Origin of the sequence: Jannaschia marina (genome assembly GCF_013404595.1) — a bacterium.
Taxonomy (GTDB): domain Bacteria; phylum Pseudomonadota; class Alphaproteobacteria; order Rhodobacterales; family Rhodobacteraceae; genus Jannaschia; species Jannaschia marina.
On sequence record NZ_JABVAX010000025.1, the window covers coordinates 1 to 18,295 of the forward strand.

Consider the following 18,295-nt stretch of genomic DNA (forward strand, 5'->3'; position numbering starts at 1 on the left):
CCCCCTTTCGTAATATCACCCACCGAAGGCCGAAAATTAGGCCTTTTTACATTGCAAATTCAGTTACTTATGAAGGACCATGATTCGCGTAACACAGATTCTAACACACATATAACACCCAGCTTCTCGGCCAGAGCTGATCGCCGTCAGCACTTAACCGCTCACCACTGATAGAACACACAGGCATCAACACCCCTGGTTGTCGTGGCCCAAGAAGCTCCAAGGACAGCGCACAAGGAAACGTTGTTGGCTACGAAACAGGGATGCGTCACCGCCGAAATAAGAATCAGACCGACAGCACCCAGACCAAACCATGGAAGATGGCTTCTAAAGCAATCCACCTTCTGTTCCCCGCTCCAGAGCTGGCACTCTACGGCCAACCGATGCTGTTCCGCATCCTTGAGCACCGTCGAGTGTAGTTCGAGGTACGGATCAGGCCGCTGATAACATCGTTCATTCGTTCGATGATCTTGCCCGTGCTGATCTTCCATCAGTCCTATGGCGCGCTCCACGGCCTCCAGACGGCCCAAGGCGGCGAACTCGTCGAGGAGGAACAGCGGGCCCCAACGTGGGGTTCGACGCTCTCAGCCGCCCTGCGGCGCTCTAAGGGGCCGCTGGAGCCCCGGAAAGGGCAGGGGAGGCGTCAGAGGGCCTCCAGGCGCTGATAAAGGCCGCTGGTGCGTTTGTGGCCCCGTCAGCGTTCCCTGCGCTGTCCTGAAGCCTCTGAGAGACGACGAAGCGCAGCCAGCGGATGTAGGCGTCCATCCTGTTGGGAGGCAGGACAGAGAAGACGGAGATACCCGGTGGTTCAGGCTCACAAGGTCAAAACCGGGCCCCTGTCAGCCGTCCTTGCTGTGCCTATGGGCCGTTCCACCCGGGCAGGAACCAGGGCGGACTGTCGGGGGCCAGGACGCAGTAATTCCCGAACGCGTTCCAGCTGCCCCAATAGATGGTACATCCGATCTCGAAACGTCCGGCAAATGAGGGGAGGACGGCCAGAAGGGCCACGAACGCCAGCGCGACATAGGGCAGAACTGTCCGGACGCGTCTGCGCTCCGCGTCCTGTTTCGCCAGACTGGTGCGTATTTGATCCGTAGCCTTCTGAGCCGCGTTCGTAATCTCGACGAGTGCCTTCAGTTGACCCATGAACAGATGGCTATGGTCTTCGAGACGGTCGAGCGTCTCACCGATGTATTGGTCAACCGTGTCGCCAACGATCTCGCCATAGCGCTTCGGGTCCGTCTGGGCGCGGGCCGCGAACGCGGCTTGCCGCGTCTCCACAGACGTCTTCCGCAGGCTCTCCAGCGCCTTTGTTTGATCATCGACCCGGGCCGAGACATTCGCGACAACCTCTCCCAGGAGATCCAGCGTCTCGGCCATGTCGGGTTCGTCGTAACGTTCGAAACTGTCGTCCTGCATCATGCATCCTCCTGGTCGGGAGAGCCGGCGGCGGGAGAACCAGTCGGTCCCGTCCAGTCGGCGAAGGCCTTGCGATCCTGTTCACGGGCGAGGTTGCGGATCAGGCGGTCGACCATAGCGGCGGCCCCGGAATCTCGCTCCGCCAGATCGAGCAGCGCGCCCCCGAGGATGACCTTGCGCCGGGTGTCCATCTTGCGCTGTCGGGTGGCCTCCCGATTGCGCAAGGCCTGAAGGCGGGCCCTGGCCTGGGCGTAGCGTTTCTCGGCGCGTTCGAGTTCGGTCTCAGCCATTGAGCAACTCCGCCTTGAGGAAGGTGGGGCGCCCATCCCGGGACCGGCCGATCTCCAGCCGGTAGCGCTCTCCGTTCCGGGCGTAGCGCATGGAGGGCCCCTCGCTGTAGGGCGCGTAGTTGTTGCGGGAGAAAGTGACGAGCCGGAAGGATACGCCGTCGCTGGTGCGGAAGCAGGAGAACAGGTTCTGCGATTTGCCCCAGACCCCCTGAAGGAAGGTCGCGTCGATCACGCCTTCGGGGACCGGATCACCGGGGAACGCCTCAAGAGGGTAGGGGGCATTCCCGGCCCCCGTGGCGGTGCTTTGCTGTTGCATCGATCCGTCTCGCACTGTGGGTGTTTGCGGCATCGAGTCACGGAAAAGAGGGGAGGAAAAGCGGAAACGACAGAGGGTGTCTTTTCGGATATAAGAAAGGCTACCTTCCGGGCCATTTCCACCGATCGGGCTCTGGAGGCCGGTTCGATGTTGCCGGGATAGGCTCAATCGCTAGGGTGAACCCGTAGGCCTGTGAAGGACAAGGGCGCACTTATGCAAACTCTCCGATACCCTGCCGGGCCTCTCCGAGATTTGCGTGCGATCTCCTTGAGGCAGGGCCTCAGCCGATGGCGAACTCCATCCGACGCAATGCGCGCCGGAATGAAAGGCCCTCCCGGCCTCTCAAACTCTCCGAGGCCAACGTCAGCCGTTGGATCGCATCCCGCAATGTCGTGCCAGCACCTCGCCCGATGCCCCACGGTGGGGGCCGGTCTGGTGTTGGCGTCTCCCTTCCGGGAGGTATCGCGCGGCGGTGCTGGTGCAGCTGCGCGATACCAGGTTTGCCCTTGGCAAACCGCCCGCGCCTCAGAGAGCCAAGGGCTCGCTTCGAACGGGCTGTCTTTTCCCCGCAGGCCCCAGCCTGTTGACGGGCGAGCCTGCGGGGAAAAGACAGCGGACCCGGCGGCCGATGCAGGACCATCGGCCGGGGTCAGTTGCGGCGCGCGTCGGTGGTCTTCCCGTCTCCGGCGAGGGGGGCGCTGATGGCCAGCTACCACCTCTCTGTGAAGACGATCAAACGCAGCGCCGGGCGCTCCGCCACGGCAGCCGCCGCTTACCGTGGCGGGGAGCGCATCGAGTGCCAGCGCGAAGGCCGCGTCCACGATTACACCCGCAAGCAGGGCATCGAGGAGACCTTCATCGTCGCCCCAGAAAATGCTCCCGCCTGGGCGCAGGATCGGTCCCGTCTCTGGAACGAGGTCGAGGCCAGTGAGACCCGTCGCAACTCCGTCACCGCCCGTGAATGGGAGCTGGCCCTGCCGTCCGAGATCAGTGCCGGGGACCGGTCCCGGATTACCCGCGACTTCGCCGAGGCGCTGGTCAGCCGCTATGGTGTGGCTGTCGATGTGGCGATCCACGCGCCGCACCGGGAAGGCGATCAGCGGAACCACCATGCCCACGTCTTGACCTCCACCCGGAAGCTGGAGCCGGAGGGCTTCACGGCCAAGACGCGTGTGCTCGATTCCGCGAAGACCGGCGGCGTCGAGATCGAGCAGATGCGCGGGGTCTGGGCTGAGTTGCAGAACCGCGCGCTGGAGCGGGCAGGGAAGGTGGAGCGGGTCGATCATCGGTCGCTTGAGAAGCAGCGCGAGGCGGCGCTGGATCGGGGGGACCAGCTGTCGGCCGAGGAACTGGACCGCGACCCGGAGCTGAAGCTGGGGCCAGCGGCGAACTCGATGGAGCGGCGGGCCAAGGCGATGGCCGCGCGGGAGGGGCGGGACTATGTGCCGGTCACCGAACGCGGGGCCGTGGTTCATGCTGCCCGTCAGGCCCGGGCCGCGTTCCGTGAGCTGCGCGAGCGTCTGGACATCGCGCGAGAGACTTACGGGGCCGGGCGGGATGCAGGGCAGGGGCGTGTGTCCGCCGGTTTGGCAGCCCTTCGCGCGGCAGCGGCTCAGGAGCACGCGGTTGAACGACCAGGAGAGGATCTGCGCGCGCGTCTGGCGCGGGTCGTGGGCCGATCCGGAGACCGGGGCGCCGTGCCGGGGTCGGACGGCCGCGAGACCGTACAGGAGCGCCTGAAGGGCGTCCTGGGGCGGGGGGCATCCGGGGTGGACGACGGGTCCGGGCGCGAGGATGGCAGGCCGTCCGTCAACGATCGGCTGAAGGACGTGCTCAACACGCCCCGCGAGAGGCTGGAGATCGAAGAAGAACGCGAGGCGGCCAAGGAGCGTGACGTCGAGACCGGGCGCAGCATTGATCGAGGGTCAGACTATAGCATCTGAGTCGGGCTGTGCGCGTTTGTCGGAAGTCCATACCGAACGGGCCCCCGGTTCGGTTGCGGGCCATCGACCGCCCATCGTCTTCGTGCGGCTGGCCTTCCCTTCCGCCGTGGCGCAGTCTGCGGGAAACGGCGATCCGGCAGGACAGGCACCGTATGACCACAGGCGCAGAAAGCGGCGACTACTGGACCAATCTCCCCGGCGAGACCGCCAAGGGAGAGGGGGCAGAGGCCGAGTCTGCCATCACTGTCGAGACCATCGAGGGGGTAGAGCCGCTGGACGATCAGCTGGGGGTGGCCGAGCCTCTGAGCGTCCCCACAGCCCTTCGCGATCCCTTGTTCGGTCAGCCCGACATCATCGCAGGCCGGAGCGTTCTGCCGCTTCACACCTACGCCGTCCTCGATGCCGCCCGCGTGCCCGGCCTGCCCGAAATGCTCGACGGCTCCGGCCTCGATCACGCCTGTCTGTTCCAGGGTCAAGCGGCCAGCGAATTGCGTGACGTTGCTCCGTGGCTGGTACGGCTGGAAGAGAGCCATGGCCTCACCCGCGCCCTCTTCACTCGGGGTGACGGCCCCAACCATCTTTGGGACAAGGAACCCGGCATCTTCCTGCGGTCGCAGGAAGCACTCGACGCGGTGCGCAAGCACCTGCGCAAGTTCACCAAAGTGCGGGACGAGGATGGGAGATGGTATTATGCCCGCTTCTGGGAGCCGCGCTGGTGCGCGTGGTCGATCCAAACGCTAGACGGGACGCAGGATGGCACCCGTTTCCTGAAGCCCGTCGCTCGCGTGGTCGCGCTCGACCCGCGCCTGTCGCAGGCCACCGTGATCAACCCTGCCCGGCAAGTGGAGGTGGCGGAATAATGAAGCTTTCTGCAGAGTTTTTCGAGGCGGCCGAGCGCGAAGCCGCCTCCCGCTGGGACCGCGAGGTCGCGGGCGAGTTGATGGAGTTGTATCCCGCGCATTTCGACGCCCTGGGGGCGGATGCCGGAACGGTGCAGGCGTTCTGCCGTATGGTACGTGACTACGCGGTGACTTACCGCATCATGGGCAAGCGCGAGACGTACAAGCTGATCGTGGCAGCTCTCGCCCTGGGCGCGCACTTCCCCCACGACCCGCGCTTCGCGGCGCTGATCGAACAGAGCCTCGCCCAGCTCGACGTGCCGCAGGACCGGCGGTTGCACCTGTTCTGCGACGGGGTTGAGATGTGGGTGCTGGCCGCCGACGATGGCGTGGGACCGGACGTCCGGGGGGCGGACCTGGTCGAGCGGATCCGGACGTGCGCCGTCCCGGTCCAGGGCGTTCCCGAACGCGAGGTCGTCGCGGCGACGTTGCGTGGCCTGATCCCGCAGGCGGCCATGGCGCTGCCCCCGATCCATGCGGCCTTCCTTGATGCGGTCCTCACGCAGGCGGATGGCTATGGGCTGCGCGAGCCGCAGCGCCGCGTGGCCTATGCGGGCGGCGCGCTGCTTCACGGCAGCTACTGGTTCGATGATCCGCTGTTGGCGGAAGCACGGGCGGCGGTAGAGCAGGCGTCGGGTCCGGCCGAGCTCTGTGACGGGCTGGGCGCGTTCTACGGAGGGTTCGCCTGATGGCCGGCCCCGGACAGCGACCGAGCCAGCCCGGCGGGGTCGGGCAGGGTTTTGCACGGGCCGACGCCCAGCCCGACGGCACGGTCGGCCAGGTCTGCGCCACCTGCCCAGACAATTGGGTCGAGGCGGGGGCCATTGACGAGGGCACAGGTCAGCCGATCCCCGGCCTGGGCTACCGCATCTACGACCTCGTTTCCGGGGAGCGCGTGGCGCAGGGCGTCCTGGACGAGCAGGGCGAGTCTCCTCGCCATCAGATTCCGCAGCCTGTCACGCAGCTCTACGTCCTCTACGGCACCGATGCGGCCATGGACGAGGCCGAGGCGGGCATCGAGGCGGCACAGCGCGACCATGCGGTGCGGGCCAACGCAAAGTCGCAGTGGAAGGGGTTCCCCGCCGGTATGGACCGGGCCGCGTTCGATGCCGAGCATGAACGCCGGTTAAACGCGGGCGAAATGGTCGAAGCGGATCGAGGCTACTTCGAAGGCGCATGGAGCGGCGCGCGGGGACTGGGCGATATCGCCGCTCATGTCGCCACAGGGGAAGGCCTGCGCGCTGGAGCGTTGTCGCAATACCATCGCCGCCGCGACGATGCGTGGAACCAGTATCGATTGGTAACCGGAGCACAGCGCGCGAGCGTGGGCGAGAGCATTGGCGGCGGTGCCGATTCCAGCGCGACCTTCGGGTTCAGCGACGAGATCGCTGCCGGGTTGGGCAGCCTGTTCGACGGTCGGACCTATCAGGAGCACGTCGCGGCCCGCCGCCACGTTGCCGACCAGCGCCGCCTGTCGAACCCCGGTGCCTATCTCGGCGGCGAGGTTCTGGGCGCGATACCCACTGTGTTCATTCCCGTGGGTGGCGCGGCGGGGGCTGCGGCGCGAACAGGACAAGGTGCCCGCGGTGCGATGATCGCGGGCGGTGGTGCCGGTGCCGTGACGGGCGGCCTGACGGGCGCGGGCAACGACACCGGCACCCCGCTCGAACGCCTCGACGGGGCAGCACTGGGGGCCGCTACGGGCGGCCTGGGCGGCGCGCTTCTCAGCGGCGCAGGCGTGCTTGTGGCACGAGGGGTGGCCAAGACCAGGATCTGGGGACGTGCCCCCCGTCCGGGTTCGCTCGACAATAAAGCGGCACGAGAATGGTATCTTGAACAGGAACGCCTCATCCCAGAGCGACTTGATCCGAACGCGCCGCTGGAGGCGCAAGCGAGGCAAGCGCACCAACTACGAAACGCTGCACGGACGCAAGCTCGGGATTTGATGGCTGATAGGGAACTGGCAGCGCAGTTGGCACGAGATAACCCGAACCTCACATGGGATCAGATCGTAGCAAGAACCCGCGCTAAGGGCTTCGGGGGTGACGATGTGTTCAATGAAATTATAGCTTCCTCGCAGCGATCACGTGGTAGCGTGAACAAAAAGTTAGGTTTGGAATGAAGCCTCTTGTCCTGATGAAAACCGATACGGGTGTCGCTTGTGATGTGGTTGCAGCGCCGACTAACGAAGATTGTCGGAGCCTTACAAAATACTTCGAGAAGTATTGGTCCGCCGGAGTCGAAGAGGTTTACGACACAGGCTTTGCCTCTAGGTTCCACCTAAGTATCCCAGGCCGTCCAGTTCTTCGCCTCGATCATGATTCTCAGACCGGTAACACTATTGCCGTGCGCGACGGTGGAGATGTGGAGGACGTTGCAAGCGATGTCTTGGCAGACTTGAACAGCCGACTTTCTGAATAGGGCATAGTTCATCGGGTCAGCCGGCTGGTTTGGCCACAAACCCAAGGCAAAACGGACGACCCAGTGAAGGGTCGCCTGTTTTGCTATTTTACTCTTCCAACTGAACGGCACATTTCCATGTTGGCTTCTCAAAGGCCTCACGCAAAGTAGTTCTGATCCGGCAAACGCGATCAAAGTACGTGTTTCTCGTAACACCGAGGGCCGAGATCATTTCGTCATTGGCAAGACACTCACGCATCGTCCACACAATTCGTACGTCCAGATCATCCATCACCCCTTCGACTACCAAGGCGTTGAAGACTTCGAAGAACTCGAGCGCTCGCTCGTAGCTGTAGTTGTCGGCGCACTTGTTATGCCTCGTTAGCCGCTCAGGCACGAAAACAAAGTACATGAGCGGATCAATTCTCGCATCCTCGGCCCAAAGTTCTGGCTCAATCGGCTGACCTTGCTTGGTGAAGCGTGCTTCCGCCTTTACGGTACCGGCAAGGTTAATGAAAGCCAAGGTCAAAGTAAGTTTGACGACTAGATTAAGAGGCATAATTTTCGTGAACCTTTACACTCTTGTTTAGATTGCTTGAGGTGCCTCGTAAAATACGGGGCACCCAATGATTGGCTTAGCAGGAAAATCTAGAAGATTTTCTTGAGCAGCTTTTTTACTCCAGCGATTGGAGTCGTGACAATTGGTGCCACCAAATCCACAGCATCCAAATCATCATCAAACAGGTTTTCACTCGCCTCGGCCACTTCTTCACCGATTTCAGTGATGATGTGTGATGCTGCCTCATGAACATCCTTTGCCAAACCGCGAGTAATCTTGTTGCTTTCCAGCAGATTCAAACCGGGCAAGATCATAGGTGCAACGATCAGAAGTGGATCATCTTCAAGAGCTGCTTTTGCAAAGCTTCCGCAAGTAACACCTGAAAAAGCTTCAATCAAGCCTGTGAAGTCAATTTCGCTAGCGCCTCCAAGAGTCACCACCTTGTCACAGAGTTCATATGCCCGGGAGACGTCTTCGATCTCAAGTGTATCGAAGAAATACTTCTGCTCGTCTTGACTGGCACTGGGGTCGATGGTCGTGATGACAATGCGCCGTTTCTTGCTTCCTGCCTCTTCCGCGCGCTTGTTGTACTCTTCGGTCTGGCAGGCCTCTCGTTTGATCGTCGCATATTCGTAATCAACAAACGAACTGTTGGTGTTGCCAATGATGTCGAGGGCTTCCTTGCAAGAGATATCGTCTGGACCTTTGAGCAGAACAAACTCGCTTGTAGGCGTAGGGCCCACAGCATCTATCGATGCAAAGCTGGCGATCGGGGTGACTGATACCATCATTGTTGTTGTAAGAATTTTCAGCATCTTCTTTCTCCAGTTTTCAGTTCTGATGATCAGGAGATAACGAGGAAGAAACCGGTCTACAGTCCCAGCTGAAATGGAAGGTGCAAGGGGAGAGGTAGGCTCGCTCAAGTACCGGAAAGGTGCTTCACTGAGTTCTCAGTTGTGCAGACAAGAATACGCATCTACCAAAAACGGTCGTTTGTGCCGGTCTCCCCTGCCCCACGCTAGATCAATCGCTTGGGCTGGACAAAAACCCCCGGCAAAATATAACGGGTTTTGTCACGTTTTTGCGCCTATTGGTTGCGAAGGGCGGCGAGGTCCGCAGTGCGGACAAAGCCACCGTTCGCTGTGCAAAGCACCAAGGTCCGTTTTTCTGTAAAAGCCTTGCCGCGTTGCACAGCTGTGCTCCTTAGGGGACGAGCGCTTATGTCGTGTCCTCCACGCGAAACTTAGTAAGGCTCGGATGCGTGCGCGCGATCACGAGCACAGAAACAGCGCAAAGAGCGCCGCCTGCCGCGAGCGCCACCCCAATGGGCAGTATGGTTCCCAACGCTCCGGCACGGAAGTTCCCGACCTGCGGGGCGGCGATGCCGACGACCTGCTCGGCGGCTACTACGCGACCACGTAGTTTGGGCGGGCAAGAGAGTTGCACGATGGTAGCACGGGTCATGGCAGCGACCGTATCCGCGGCTCCGGCGGCGGCAATACACGCTAGCGTCGCCCAGCCATTCGGAACTAAACCCGCCCCTAAAAGCGCGACACCCCAAGTGGCCGCCGCTATGAGTTGTATCTTTCCTGGGCGGGGGTGTGCGGATACGCCACCCGAGAGGGCTGTCGCAGCGACCCCGCCTGCGGCAAGTGCCGCCAAAAATAGCCCCAGCGTCTCGGGAGCCCCTTCGAAGCGAACCTCATTTAAGGCGGGGAAGAGAGCCACTGGCATCGCCATGAGCATCGCCGCGAGATCAGTCAGGAGCGTGCCGCGCAGGATGGGCCGGGCCGTGATGGTCGTCAATCCTGCGAGAATTCCGTCACCTTCCGGGTTGGGTTGTCCACCCGCCTCTTCGGTTCGCGGCAAACGGCGAAGGCCGGGGAATGCCAGCCAAAATGCAAGGAGGACAAGCACATATGATTCTGCAAGTCCCGCTATCCCTGTGAGCCCCCCAGCAATCACCGGGCCTACCAGCATCGAGCCGTGAAAACTGGCATAACTCAGGGCGATCCCAGCTCCGATCCGGTCCCGCGGCAGTATGTCAGGCACCATCGCCCGTCGCGCAGGCTGTCCGAGCGCGACGCTTCCCGCCTGTCCGGCAGCGAGAGCGAGCAAAACAACTGGTGACGTCACGTTTGCGAGAGCCTGGACGACCAGAGCCACTGCGCATAGCAACGCTCCGACGTTGGCAATAACCATCAGCGTCCTGCGGTCCCTTCGGTCCGCGAGCGCCCCGCCCCAGAGGCCGAAGGCGACGGTAGCCGCGCCTACGACGAGCCCCACCGCTCCCGTCATCAGTGTTGAGCCCGTGGTCTCCCACATCTGAAACAGAATTGCGAAGGCAGAGACTTGGCCGCCCAGCATCTGCCAAGTGGTGCTAGCCCAGAGGCCACGGAATGCCGGATCGTCGCGCAGGGGCGACAGGTCGAGTAAGCGCAGCAATGCCTGGGCGCTCCTAGTCTGGGCGGCGCGCACGCATGTGGCGCGCGAGACGGTCCACGATAGGCTCTTGCTCCAGCCGGGTGCGGATATCCTCCATCACGCGTGTCAGCGGATAGGGCAGGTCAGCATCTAGTTCGGCGAGCATCGCTTCCGTTGCATCCCACTCAGCCTCGAGGAACGGCACCGCCGCTCGGCCTGCCTCGCTAAGGCATATGACGACGCTGCGGGCATCCTCCCCCGTTTGCGTGTCAATGAGGCCTGCCTCGCGCATCGCCTTCACGGACTGGCTCATCGCGCCATGCGTCACACGAGTGAAGGCGGCGAGGTCGCGGATCGTCATCGGACCCTCGTCCGCAAGCCCAATCAGCGCCATGGAAAACCGCGGGCGGACGCCCTCCACGCCCTCCGCCTTGTACAACGCTGCAATCGCCGTCTCGACCTTGCGCGAGAGGGAGGTGACGGGCGCGAGGAGGCTACGAGGTTTCTTAAATGAAGATGTCATGATAGTGCTTTTATAATTGCGCTATCATAATTTGCAAGACCGTCAACTCCATGAAGAAATTCATTCATGTGCTTCGGAACACCATGCCGCAATTTAAGCAACTCCTGAGAGAAGCCGTCATTCGTGCGCAGTGCAGCATCCGATAAAGTGGGCTCAGAGCCGCCATTTTTCGCGCTGCCGCAATCTGGACAAAACCCCACCTTTCTGGCCAGATCACGGCATGATTATCGGATATGCCCGCGTCAGCACTGACGACCAGAATCTTGATGCCCAGACCGACGCCCTGAAAGGGGCTGGAGCTGGTAAGCTGTTTGCGGACAGGATCAGCGGATCGAAGCGCGAGCGTCCCGAGCTGGACAGGATGCTGGAGCAGCTCCGCGACGGCGACGTTGTGACTGTCACGAAATACGACCGCCTTGCCCGTTCGCTGAAAGACCTTCTGGAGATCGTCGAGACGATCCGCGAGCGCGGTGCCGGCTTCCGGTCCCTGGCCGAGGATATCGACACAACGACGCCGGCCGGCCGTCTCGTGTTCCACGTCTTCGCATCCATCGCGCAGTTTGAACGGGAGCGGATTTCCGAGCGGACAAGGGAAGGGCTTGCGTCGGCCCGCAAACGCGGTCGGATCGGGGGCAGGCCCCCTGCCCTGTCACCCGCTCAGAAGGACGAGGTGCGTCGCCTGCGTGACATCGAGCAGCGCCCGGTTGGCGAAATCGCGAGCCTTTTCAAAGTCAGCGTCAGAACGGTGCGCCGGGTCGGTGAAAGCGCATGAGCAGTGATCCGTTCAAGAACGACGCAGTGCGCCGGGCGCTGGAGTTGAGTGAAAGCCCTTTGCAGAAGGCGATCCGCCAGATGGAAGCCGATCCAGCGACAAGGGCGCTTCGCGAGCTTGAGAACTCCCCTGCCATGCAGGCTGCGCGGATGCTTGAGCAGAACGACATCCAGAGACTGATAGACTCTGTCACGACAACCCATGCCGTATTCGACGCATTCACCAAATCGCAGCAATGGGCAGAGGTGTCAGGCGCGGTAGCGGCCGCACATAGCGCCCTAGCAAGACCCGAGACCTTCGAGGCTTTGCAGCGGATCGACGCGCATTTGAAGCACCTGGTCACGAATGTGCACCATGCCGTTGTTCCAATGGCGGACCAGCTCCAGAGCTTTTCGCTTGCGGCAGCCCAGGCCGTGCATCCGCTTCAGGAACACTTCCAGCGCATTGAGACGTGGCAGACCTCGCTGGCTGACAGAATGGCACAGCTCGGGACCCCGTGGGCAATCGAGGATCACCTTGGCGTCTCGATTGTCGGCTTTGCCCGTATCGCCCGGTTGCATGACATTTCCGGCATGGCGGAGCCGTTCAATCCGGCGGTGGTGGAAGTGTTTGCCGAGGAGCTGGGGGAGCCGGTAGCTTTTGATGAACACCAGTCCCCGGACGACCGGGAAGCCGCACAGATCGACGCAGGGCTGAATGCTGAGATTGTCGCCTTCCCGCAAGAAACATACCCCGAGGTCCTGTTTTCGGCGGGCTTCGAGCTGCGCATTGAAGCGGTCGCGCCGGTCAGGACGGATGGCGGCGAAGTCGGTCGTTACGATCCGCAGCACGCTGGCCTGCTTGGAGAGATCGAGAACCGCCTCAGAGCTTTGATCGAAACGGAGTTGCAGAGGATCGAGGGAGAGGCCTGGTTGCGACGCAGGGTTCACGGCGATCTTCGCAGGAAGTGGCAGGACCGGAAAACAGCGGAACACGAGCAGCGCGGAGACTCCTTTCCTATCCTCTACTACGCTGACTTCATGGAGCTTATGCACATCATCTGCGAAGGCCGGAACTGGAAGGAGGCTTTCCAAAGGTTCTTCGTCTCGAAAGAGGATTTTCAGGTTTCGATGCAGCGTCTTGCTCCGGTCAGGAACACCATCGGCCACAATCGCCCTTTGGTCAGGTCTGACCAGTTGATCCTTCTCGCCGAAGGCACCCGCATTCTGCGTGCCCTTGGCATTCGTATGTGACGCCAATTTTCCCTTAACGCCACGTTAGAACAAAATGTGAACAAATGGCATAAACAGGGTTCCCAAAGCCGCTGGGACAGATTATGACATGTTGTCAATAACAGACACAGAGCAGGGGCAGGCATATGAACGCGCATCCACGGATAGAATTTGCAGAGTTGATGGAGCGCGCCGGTCTCGACATCGACACGGCGGCGGAGCTTCTAGGCGTGAGCGACCGGACGATCCGGCGCAACATGAAGGGCGAAGGCAAGCGGATCGACCAGCTCCGGCTGGAGAAGCTGCGCCAGACAGCCGATGCGCGCTGCACAGGCGAGCGACCCACCGGGTTCCGGTTCATCGACCTCTTCGCCGGGATCGGGGGGCTGCGCCTTCCCTTCGAGGCCATCGGCGGGCGTTGCGTGTTCACGGCCGAGTGGGACCGGTTCAGCCGCGAGACCTATAGCGCCAACTTCCCCGAGCCTGCCGACAGTGAGCATGTTTTCGCGGAGGACGTGCGGCCCTATGCGGATGCCCCGGAGACAATCCCGGCCCATGACGTGCTTCTGGCCGGTTTTCCGTGCCAGCCGTTCTCGATTGCGGGCGTCAGCAAGAAGAACGCCCTTGGCCGTCCCCACGGCTTTCTGTGCGACACGCAGGGCACGCTGTTCTATGATCTGGCCAAGATCATCGACCATCACCGGCCCCCTGCCTTCTTGCTGGAGAACGTGAAGAACCTTGAGCGCCATGACGGCGGCAAGACCTTCGCCACGATCATCCATGTGCTGGAGAAAGAGCTGGGCTACCGTGTCTTTCACAAGGTCATCAGCTCGACAGCGTGGGTGCCGCAGAAACGCGAGCGCATCTTCATCGTTGGCTTCAAGGATCACAGCATCGAGTTCGATTTTGACCAACTCGCCATACCGGAAGGCGACGGCCCGACCCTTGGCGCGATCCTCGATAAGAAGGTCGATCCGAAATACACGCTGACCGAACACATGTGGACCTACCTTCAGGGCTACAAGGAAAAGCACCGCAGCGCTGGAAACGGGTTTGGTTTTTCGCTGTTCGGCCCCAATGACGTGGCCCGCACCCTGTCCGCCCGCTACTACAAGGACGGCTCCGAAATCCTGATCGAGCAGAAGGGCAATCGCCCGCGCCGTCTGACACCCCGCGAATGCGCGCGTCTCATGGGGTTCGAGAAGCCCGGACAGACCAACTGGAAAATCCCTGTTTCCGACACGCAGGCCTATCGCCAGTTCGGCAATGCGGTTGTCGTACCGGTCGTGAACGCGGTCGCGCAGCTCATGCAGACGTGGATCGCTGAAGCGATGGAGCTGGACGGACGGGAAATTCCCAACCCCGTCCAGGCGATGCTTCCACTGGCCGAGACCCAACCTCCAGCCCGTCTGGCGCGGCGCACAGCCGATATCCCGCAGGAGGAGGGCGAACCGCTGGTTTCCGAGCTGGAGCGTATGATCACGGTGGACTGATGCCAGCCGACATCGTTTCCACCAACGTCCGAAGCCGGATGATGGCGGGGATCAGAGGAAAGAATACCAAACCCGAGCTGGCAATCAGGTCTGCGCTTCACAGGCGCGGATTCCGCTTTCGACTGCATCGCAAAGATCTTCCCGGAAAACCGGACCTCGTGTTCACCAGCTATAACGCCGTTCTCTTCGTTCATGGCTGTTTCTGGCACGCCCATGACTGCCATCTGTTCCGCTGGCCAAAGAGCCGGGAGGATTTCTGGCGCGAGAAGATCAGCAGGAACATCGAGCGCGACTGGCAGCAGCGTGAGGCCCTTGCCGAGGCAGGCTGGCGCATCGGCACAGTCTGGGAATGTGCCCTGAAGGGCAAGACCCGCCTGCCCTTTGACAGCGTTGTCGACCAATGTGCCATATGGTTGAAATCAGATATAAAAACACTGGAGGTGAGCGGGGATGAAACGCGGGCAACTGTCTGACTATTTCGAGGGTGTCGGGGTCAAGCGCCTGTCCGCCGTGGACGCCGAGCCGAAGACATCCAATCAGCACGAGGTTGGAACGACCGTAAAGATGCGCGACGACTTCCTGGGCGAAACACACAAGCAGAAATTTCCGGCGATCTACATCTGGCTTGGTGGCGATCAGGAAGGGTTCACTGAAGAGAGCTGGGCCACACACTACGACGCACGACTGGAGATTCCTAGCAGAACTGAATGGCGGCTTTACTACCCCTCAAACCCTGTGACAGAGGCCATGAAGGCAGGAGACACCCTGTTCCTTGCAAAGGATCAGGGCGGCGTTCTGTGGTTCATTGTGGCCCCAGAGGGATCGACAAGCGAGCAGCAGCTTTTCTGGCTGTTCGGTCTGCGTCCCGAGGGCAAGTCGTTCGTATCCCGTGAGTTTTCCGACGAGGAGCCGGAGCTAGACTTTGCCGCGCGCTTCATTCTGGACGAGATCGGCATCGAGTTCGAGGAACCGGAAGCCGACAAGCTGGACAGCATCATCGAGAAGTTCGGCACGACATTCCCGAAGACGGCCGAGTTTTCCGATCTTGCCCGCCTCACCCTGCCCGAGGTCCGTGCCGAGGATGACCCGGATGCGGCGCTCATCGCGTGGCTGGACCACGAGGAAGCCCTGTTCCGGCGGCTTGAGCGCCGGGTCGTATCCTCGCGGATCGAGGCGGGGTTCACGAGCGCGGACGGCACGGACGTGGACGGCTTCATCAGTTTTTCCCTGAGTGTCCAGAACCGCCGCAAATCCCGCATGGGGCATTCGCTGGAAAACCACATGGCCGCTGTTCTCAGGGCGCATGACATCCGGCACGTCCGGGGCGCTGTCACAGAACACAAGCACAAGCCGGATTTCCTGTTCCCCGATCTGGAAACCTATCAGGCGGCTCCGGCCGGTGGAGATGCACGCCTGACGATGCTGGGGGCAAAATCCACCTGCAAGGATCGCTGGCGGCAGGTTCTGGCGGAAGCCGAGAAGATCAGCCGCAAGCACCTTCTGACACTGGAGCCGGGGATTTCGGAGCCGCAGACAGATCAGATGGACGCGTCCGGCCTTCAGCTCGTGGTCCCCTCGCCTGTTCACGGCAGCTACACCAATGCGCAGCGCGGCTGGCTCTGGTCTGTCGGTGATTTCATCGGCGAGGTCGGAGCGCGACAGGGGCAGCCATAGCAAGTCTACAGCATTCGCGCTGAGTCCCCCTGTCCCGCGCTGCCCTCAAATGAGTTTTTGAGTAAATGAGTGCCTTGCCTCCCTCGCTTCCTTGCTGCGTCTGCATGACATCAATTCACACCAAACTTGCTGCACCTCAAATACTCAGTTACACTTTTGAGTAAATACACAAATGAGGCAAAGCAATGAGCATAATTTCCGTCCTGAATCCCAAAGGTGGCAGCGGCAAGACCACGATCAGCACCAATCTGGCCAGATCGCTGCACGAGCTGGGCCATTCCGTTCTGATCGTGGACAGCGACCCACAGGGTAGTGCCCGTGACTGGCACGCAGCCAGCGAAGACAACCCTATCGAGCTGGTCGCACTTGACCGTCCCAACAACGTCAAAACACTCGCCAGTATGGCGGCAAACTACGACCATGTGGTGATCGACGGTGCGGCGAAGCTGGAGGACATGATCGCAGCCTGTATCAAAGTCAGCGACTTTGTTCTGATACCGGTTCAGCCGTCGCCCTATGACATCTGGGCCGCATCCGATCTTGTCGAGTTCATCAAGGCGCGTCAGGAGGTCACGGATGGATCGCCGCGCGCCGGTTTTGTGGTTTCCCGGATCGTGGAGGGAACCCGGCTGGGCAGCGACGTGCGAACCGCGCTGGACGATTACGCCTTGCCGGTTTGTGAAACGACGATCACGCAGCGCCAAGTCTATCCCCAGACGGCATCCGAAGGACTGACTGTGTTCGATACTAACAATGCGAAGGCGCGGGCGGAAACCACGGCGCTGAGCAACGAAATACTGGCGATGCTTGTCGCCGCAGCACGGGAGGTCGCGTGATGGCCCTTTCTGCCAAACGTCCAAGCCGTGGCGACGAGGCTCGCAAGCGCATCCTGCATGAAGTCACGGAGACGACAGAGAAGAAGAAGCGCCTCAATACCGAAATCGAGGAGACGCTGTATCGCAGAATCAAGATGAAGGCGGTCGAGGAAGGTCGGTCGATCTCAGACATCACCCGTGATCTCTGGTCCGAGTATTTGAAAGAATGAGTAGTTGAGTAATTGCCCTACCAGCCGTTGCGACCTCGTTTCTTGAACCAGCTCTTACAGAAACCGAGGAACGCCGCGTCTGGGTTTTTCGGTGGTTCCTTTTGTCTGGCGGCGTAGCTCCGCCACTCTCCGACCAGAACCTTGATGTCCCATGTAGGAGCCAGTTCCCGCGCCCGCTCCAGTGTGTCGGGCGAGAGGGGCAGGACGTAGCCGCCGGTCAGCTTGTCCTGTTCCGGTTTGGGAGCGTAGTTCTCCAGAAACTCCGGTTTCGGCGTCACCGTGAGGATGTCCGCTTCCATTCTGAAGGCATAATCCGGCATGTGGTTGTGTTCCCCATCAGCTTTGCAGATGGCTTTGACGAGACGTCGAAACTCTTTGTCGGAAGACGTGGAGCCGGTTCGGTCCTTCAGCTTGTCCAAGCCGCATTTCCACTCCGGTTGCGTCCCGCATTGCTTGCGGGCCAGCTCATACAGACGCCGTTCCAGAGGCTTGCGAAGCTGGAAGTAGCGGCGATTGAGCGTCAGAACGTCATCCCCGGCGATAGCGTTGAAGACCCAATCGGAAAGGGTGACTTCGAGATCGAGCATCCGGCCATCACGGGTTTCGCGAACAATGCGGTAGCGGTCTATCAGGCTGAAGCCGTCAATCTGTTCCACGCCGCCCGTGGTAATATTAGTTTCGATCTGCGTTCCCTGGAGGCGTTCCAGCGCGGCTTTCAGACCGCTGTATCCCGTTCCGGCGACTGGACGGTTCGTCGCGACAAGAAGGTCATAAGCCTTGAATCGGAGGGTTCTGTGAACTTGTTTGCCGTCATTCAGAGCCGCCATCACCTGCGAAATGCAGTAGATCAGCACATCGCGGTCATGGACGGTCGCGAGACCTATCATGTTGGGCCTGATCTCCACGTAGCTCTTTCCATCAGCCGCTACGTAGCGCCGTTTCTTGGTGTCCGGCTTAGTCGAAAGGGTGAAGATCGGGTGCGCCATCGACGCCATGTCGCCCTTGGGCGCTGCATCAAAGATGTCGCAAACAAAGAAATCTCCCTGTGCGTGTCGCAAGGGGAGGAGAGGCGTCCGATCCGGTTTCGTAATTTCACCCACCATACAGGCACTATTCGTAATTTCACCCACCAAGGCAAGGGGTTCGTAGTATCACACACCCACTCCCTTTCGTAATATCACCCACCCCCTTTCGTAATATCACCCACCCCCTTTCGTAATATCACCCACCGAAGGCCGAAAATTAGGCCTTTTTACATTGCAAATTCAGTTACTTATGAAGGACCATGATTCGCGTAACACAGATTCTAACACACATATAACACCCA

The 18,295-nt window shown here is 61.0% G+C and carries 19 protein-coding genes; 11 read left to right on the plus strand and 8 right to left on the minus strand.

Annotated elements, in window-relative coordinates; all coding sequences use genetic code 11:
- Window positions 1-858: 858 nt before the first annotated feature.
- Genes HSX43_RS19015 through HSX43_RS19025 form a run of 3 tightly spaced genes read right to left on the minus strand, consistent with a single transcriptional unit; the run spans window position 859 to window position 1,941 of the window.
- Window positions 859-1,422: a hypothetical protein gene (locus tag HSX43_RS19015; RefSeq protein WP_179381726.1), complete on the minus strand. Its 564-nt coding sequence runs from the start codon at window positions 1,420-1,422 to the stop codon at window positions 859-861.
- Window positions 1,419-1,709, minus strand: a complete 291-nt coding sequence (locus HSX43_RS19020; RefSeq protein ID WP_179381727.1) for a mobilization protein — start codon at window positions 1,707-1,709, stop codon at window positions 1,419-1,421. Before HSX43_RS19020 ends, HSX43_RS19015 begins: the two co-directional genes overlap by 4 nt.
- Entirely contained in the window at window positions 1,702-1,941 is a 240-nt protein-coding gene (locus HSX43_RS19025; RefSeq protein WP_179381728.1) for a hypothetical protein, read from the minus strand. The genes HSX43_RS19020 and HSX43_RS19025 overlap by 8 nt, the downstream gene beginning before the upstream one ends.
- Before the next feature lie 785 nt (window positions 1,942-2,726).
- On the opposite strand from HSX43_RS19025, the gene mobQ reads away from it, so the two are divergent.
- The 4 genes from mobQ (at window position 2,727) to HSX43_RS19045 (ending at window position 6,989) form a co-directional block, all read left to right on the plus strand.
- Window positions 2,727-3,968, plus strand: coding sequence for a MobQ family relaxase (gene mobQ, locus HSX43_RS19030; RefSeq protein WP_179381729.1), 1,242 nt, complete (start codon window positions 2,727-2,729; stop codon window positions 3,966-3,968).
- A gap of 152 nt (window positions 3,969-4,120) precedes the next feature.
- Window positions 4,121-4,828 (plus strand): DUF4123 domain-containing protein, encoded by a 708-nt coding sequence (locus tag HSX43_RS19035; RefSeq protein ID WP_179381730.1) that lies wholly within the window; start codon window positions 4,121-4,123, stop codon window positions 4,826-4,828.
- Window positions 4,828-5,556 (plus strand): hypothetical protein, encoded by a 729-nt coding sequence (locus tag HSX43_RS19040; RefSeq protein ID WP_179381731.1) that lies wholly within the window; start codon window positions 4,828-4,830, stop codon window positions 5,554-5,556. The genes HSX43_RS19035 and HSX43_RS19040 overlap by 1 nt, the downstream gene beginning before the upstream one ends.
- Window positions 5,556-6,989, plus strand: a complete 1,434-nt coding sequence (locus HSX43_RS19045) for a hypothetical protein (RefSeq protein WP_179381732.1) — start codon at window positions 5,556-5,558, stop codon at window positions 6,987-6,989. The genes HSX43_RS19040 and HSX43_RS19045 overlap by 1 nt, the downstream gene beginning before the upstream one ends.
- A 387-nt stretch (window positions 6,990-7,376) precedes the next feature.
- Here the strand turns inward: HSX43_RS19045 and HSX43_RS19050 are convergent, their stop codons facing one another.
- From HSX43_RS19050 to HSX43_RS19065, 4 genes are all read right to left on the minus strand, one after another.
- A complete protein-coding gene (locus HSX43_RS19050) occupies window positions 7,377-7,790 on the minus strand; it encodes a hypothetical protein (protein WP_179381733.1) in 414 nt (137 codons plus the stop codon).
- A gap of 125 nt (window positions 7,791-7,915) precedes the next feature.
- Window positions 7,916-8,641, minus strand: coding sequence for a hypothetical protein (locus HSX43_RS19055; RefSeq protein WP_179381734.1), 726 nt, complete (start codon window positions 8,639-8,641; stop codon window positions 7,916-7,918).
- 403 nt (window positions 8,642-9,044) lie between these two features.
- A complete protein-coding gene (locus tag HSX43_RS19060) occupies window positions 9,045-10,271 on the minus strand; it encodes an MFS transporter (RefSeq protein WP_179381735.1) in 1,227 nt (408 codons plus the stop codon).
- 13 nt (window positions 10,272-10,284) lie between these two features.
- Complete coding sequence (locus HSX43_RS19065; RefSeq protein ID WP_179381736.1) at window positions 10,285-10,773, minus strand: MarR family winged helix-turn-helix transcriptional regulator; 489 nt, start codon at window positions 10,771-10,773, stop codon at window positions 10,285-10,287.
- Window positions 10,774-10,993: 220 nt separating this feature from the next.
- Here HSX43_RS19065 and HSX43_RS19070 point away from each other — a divergent pair, with 220 nt between their 5' ends.
- From HSX43_RS19070 to HSX43_RS19100, 7 genes are all read left to right on the plus strand, one after another.
- Complete coding sequence (locus HSX43_RS19070; RefSeq protein ID WP_179381737.1) at window positions 10,994-11,545, plus strand: recombinase family protein; 552 nt, start codon at window positions 10,994-10,996, stop codon at window positions 11,543-11,545.
- Complete coding sequence (locus tag HSX43_RS19075; RefSeq protein ID WP_179381738.1) at window positions 11,542-12,777, plus strand: Swt1 family HEPN domain-containing protein; 1,236 nt, start codon at window positions 11,542-11,544, stop codon at window positions 12,775-12,777. Before HSX43_RS19070 ends, HSX43_RS19075 begins: the two co-directional genes overlap by 4 nt.
- 125 nt (window positions 12,778-12,902) lie before the next feature.
- Entirely contained in the window at window positions 12,903-14,249 is a 1,347-nt protein-coding gene (gene dcm, locus HSX43_RS19080; protein WP_179381739.1) for a DNA (cytosine-5-)-methyltransferase, read from the plus strand.
- Window positions 14,249-14,722 (plus strand): very short patch repair endonuclease, encoded by a 474-nt coding sequence (locus HSX43_RS19085; RefSeq protein ID WP_179381740.1) that lies wholly within the window; start codon window positions 14,249-14,251, stop codon window positions 14,720-14,722. Before dcm ends, HSX43_RS19085 begins: the two co-directional genes overlap by 1 nt.
- Window positions 14,700-15,923 (plus strand): type II restriction endonuclease, encoded by a 1,224-nt coding sequence (locus HSX43_RS19090; RefSeq protein WP_179381741.1) that lies wholly within the window; start codon window positions 14,700-14,702, stop codon window positions 15,921-15,923. The genes HSX43_RS19085 and HSX43_RS19090 overlap by 23 nt, the downstream gene beginning before the upstream one ends.
- 185 nt (window positions 15,924-16,108) lie before the next feature.
- Window positions 16,109-16,759, plus strand: coding sequence for a ParA family partition ATPase (gene parA / locus HSX43_RS19095; RefSeq protein WP_179381742.1), 651 nt, complete (start codon window positions 16,109-16,111; stop codon window positions 16,757-16,759).
- Window positions 16,759-16,968, plus strand: coding sequence for a plasmid partition protein ParG (locus HSX43_RS19100; protein WP_179381743.1), 210 nt, complete (start codon window positions 16,759-16,761; stop codon window positions 16,966-16,968). The genes parA and HSX43_RS19100 overlap by 1 nt, the downstream gene beginning before the upstream one ends.
- A gap of 17 nt (window positions 16,969-16,985) precedes the next feature.
- On the opposite strand, the gene HSX43_RS19105 is transcribed toward HSX43_RS19100, so the two are convergent.
- On the minus strand, window positions 16,986-18,071 hold the full coding sequence (locus tag HSX43_RS19105; protein ID WP_179381744.1) for a replication initiator protein A: 1,086 nt from the start codon (window positions 18,069-18,071) through the stop codon (window positions 16,986-16,988).
- Between the last annotated feature and the right edge of the window lie 224 nt (window positions 18,072-18,295).

Excerpts from the sequence above, each read along its gene's own strand:
- HSX43_RS19015 (WP_179381726.1), bottom strand. The coding sequence starts at position 1,422 with ATGATGCAGGACGACAGTTTCGAACGTTACGACGAACCCGACATGGCC.
- HSX43_RS19020 (WP_179381727.1), bottom strand. The coding sequence starts at position 1,709 with ATGGCTGAGACCGAACTCGAACGCGCCGAGAAACGCTACGCCCAGGCC.
- mobQ (WP_179381729.1), top strand. The coding sequence starts at position 2,727 with ATGGCCAGCTACCACCTCTCTGTGAAGACGATCAAACGCAGCGCCGGG.
- HSX43_RS19035 (WP_179381730.1), top strand. The coding sequence starts at position 4,121 with ATGACCACAGGCGCAGAAAGCGGCGACTACTGGACCAATCTCCCCGGC.
- HSX43_RS19040 (WP_179381731.1), top strand. The coding sequence starts at position 4,828 with ATGAAGCTTTCTGCAGAGTTTTTCGAGGCGGCCGAGCGCGAAGCCGCC.
- HSX43_RS19045 (WP_179381732.1), top strand. The coding sequence starts at position 5,556 with ATGGCCGGCCCCGGACAGCGACCGAGCCAGCCCGGCGGGGTCGGGCAG.
- HSX43_RS19055 (WP_179381734.1), bottom strand. The coding sequence starts at position 8,641 with ATGCTGAAAATTCTTACAACAACAATGATGGTATCAGTCACCCCGATC.
- HSX43_RS19065 (WP_179381736.1), bottom strand. The coding sequence starts at position 10,773 with ATGACATCTTCATTTAAGAAACCTCGTAGCCTCCTCGCGCCCGTCACC.
- HSX43_RS19070 (WP_179381737.1), top strand. The coding sequence starts at position 10,994 with ATGATTATCGGATATGCCCGCGTCAGCACTGACGACCAGAATCTTGAT.
- HSX43_RS19075 (WP_179381738.1), top strand. The coding sequence starts at position 11,542 with ATGAGCAGTGATCCGTTCAAGAACGACGCAGTGCGCCGGGCGCTGGAG.
- dcm (WP_179381739.1), top strand. The coding sequence starts at position 12,903 with ATGAACGCGCATCCACGGATAGAATTTGCAGAGTTGATGGAGCGCGCC.
- HSX43_RS19085 (WP_179381740.1), top strand. The coding sequence starts at position 14,249 with ATGCCAGCCGACATCGTTTCCACCAACGTCCGAAGCCGGATGATGGCG.
- HSX43_RS19090 (WP_179381741.1), top strand. The coding sequence starts at position 14,700 with ATGAAACGCGGGCAACTGTCTGACTATTTCGAGGGTGTCGGGGTCAAG.
- parA (WP_179381742.1), top strand. The coding sequence starts at position 16,109 with ATGAGCATAATTTCCGTCCTGAATCCCAAAGGTGGCAGCGGCAAGACC.
- HSX43_RS19100 (WP_179381743.1), top strand. The coding sequence starts at position 16,759 with ATGGCCCTTTCTGCCAAACGTCCAAGCCGTGGCGACGAGGCTCGCAAG.
- HSX43_RS19105 (WP_179381744.1), bottom strand. The coding sequence starts at position 18,071 with ATGGTGGGTGAAATTACGAAACCGGATCGGACGCCTCTCCTCCCCTTG.